Below are 1975 nucleotides of genomic sequence, written 5' to 3'. Positions count from 1 at the left end.
TGTCCGGTTGTGTGTGGTCTAGTTTTTAAGGGCACACGGTGGATGCCTTGGCATTAGGAGCCGAAGAAGGACGTAGGAATCTGCGATAAGCCTGGGGGAGTTGATAACCGAGCGTTGATCCCAGGATGTCCGAATGGGGAAACCCCGCACAACGCTCTTTTGGGGTGATTGTGTGACCCGTATCTGAACACATAGGGTACGTGGGGGGAACGCGGGGAAGTGAAACATCTCAGTACCCGCAGGAAGAGAAAACAATAGTGATTCCGTTAGTAGTGGCGAGCGAACGCGGATCAGGCTAAACCGTTCATGTGTGATAGCCGGCGGGCGTTGCATGGGCGGGGTTGTGGGACTTTCCGTTTGGTTCTGCCGGACCGGGAGGGTGTGGTGCAGGCATAGGTGAACGGTCTTGAAAGGCCGGCCAGAGAGGGTGTGAGCCCCGTAACTGTAATGTTGTGTACCGCTCTTGGAGAGTATCCCAAGTAGCACGGGGCCCGAGAAATCCCGTGTGAATCTGTCAGGACCACCTGATAAGCCTAAATACTTCCTAATGACCGATAGCGGACCAGTACCGTGAGGGAAAGGTGAAAAGTACCCCGGGAGGGGAGTGAAACAGTACCTGAAACCGTGTGCTTACAATCCGTCGGAGCAGTCTTGTTACTGTGACGGCGTGCCTTTTGAAGAATGAGCCTGCGAGTTAGTGTTACGTCGCGAGGTTAACCCGTGTGGGGTAGCCGTAGCGAAAGCGAGTCTGAATAGGGCGAGTGTAGTGGCGTGATCTAGACCCGAAGCGGAGTGATCTACCCATGGCCAGGTTGAAGCGACGGTAAGACGTCGTGGAGGACCGAACCCACTTCAGTTGAAAATGGAGGGGATGAGCTGTGGGTAGGGGTGAAAGGCCAATCAAACTCCGTGATAGCTGGTTCTCCCCGAAATGCATTTAGGTGCAGCGTTGCGTGTTTCTTGCCGGAGGTAGAGCTACTGGATGGCCGATGGGCCCTACAAGGTTACTGACGTCAGCCAAACTCCGAATGCCGGTAAGTCAGAGCGCAGCAGTGAGACTGTGGGGGATAAGCTTCATAGTCGAGAGGGAAACAGCCCAGACCACCAACTAAGGCCCCTAAGCGTGTGCTAAGTGGGAAAGGATGTGGAGTTGCGAAGACAACCAGGAGGTTGGCTTAGAAGCAGCCATCCTTGAAAGAGTGCGTAATAGCTCACTGGTCAAGTGATTCCGCGCCGACAATGTAGCGGGGCTCAAGTACACCGCCGAAGTTGTGGATTTCACACATTGCCCTAGCCTTCGTGGTTCAGGGGTGTGGAGTGGTAGGGGAGCGTCGTGTGGGCAGTGAAGTCGCGGTGGAAACCAGCGGTGGAGCCTACACGAGTGAGAATGCAGGCATGAGTAGCGAAAGACGGGTGAGAAACCCGTCCGCCGAATGATCAAGGGTTCCAGGGTCAAGCTAATCTGCCCTGGGTAAGTCGGGACCTAAGGCGAGGCCGACAGGCGTAGTCGATGGACAACGGGTTGATATTCCCGTACCGGTGAAGAACCGCCCATGCCAAGCGGGGGATACTAACCGCCCGGAGCCTGCCCGTTCACCCTTGTGGTGTTGCGGGTTTTGGCCGAGCGCGGGACCTGATCCCGGGAGGTAAGCGTATTAACAGGTGTGACGCAGGAAGGTAGCCGGGCCGGGCGATGGTTGCCCCGGTCTAAGGATGTAGGGTCAGGGATAGGCAAATCCGTTCCTGTGTGCTTCGAGCACGTTCCTGAGATCTGATGGGACTCCCGTAAGGGGGGATCCGGTGATCCTATGCTGCCAAGAAAAGCATCGACGCGAGGTTCGAACTGCCCGTACCCCAAACCGACACAGGTGATCAGGTAGAGAATACCAAGGCGATCGAGAGAATTATGGTTAAGGAACTCGGCAAAATGCCCCCGTAACTTCGGGAGAAGGGGGGCCTGCCCCGTGATACAGAC

The 1975-nt window shown here is 56.0% G+C and carries 1 rRNA gene; it reads left to right on the top strand.

Annotation, left to right across the window (positions count from 1 at the left end):
* Positions 1–15: 15 nt before the first annotated feature.
* Positions 16–1975: ribosomal RNA gene (locus SB659_RS18980) — 23S ribosomal RNA — on the top strand; the annotation flags it as partial.

The sequence above is a fragment of the Arthrobacter sp. SIMBA_036 genome (assembly GCF_046535135.1).
Classification (GTDB): domain Bacteria; phylum Actinomycetota; class Actinomycetes; order Actinomycetales; family Micrococcaceae; genus Arthrobacter.
The sequence above is the reverse complement of the archived record's forward strand: the minus strand, read 5'-3'. Positions and strand labels throughout refer to the sequence as shown.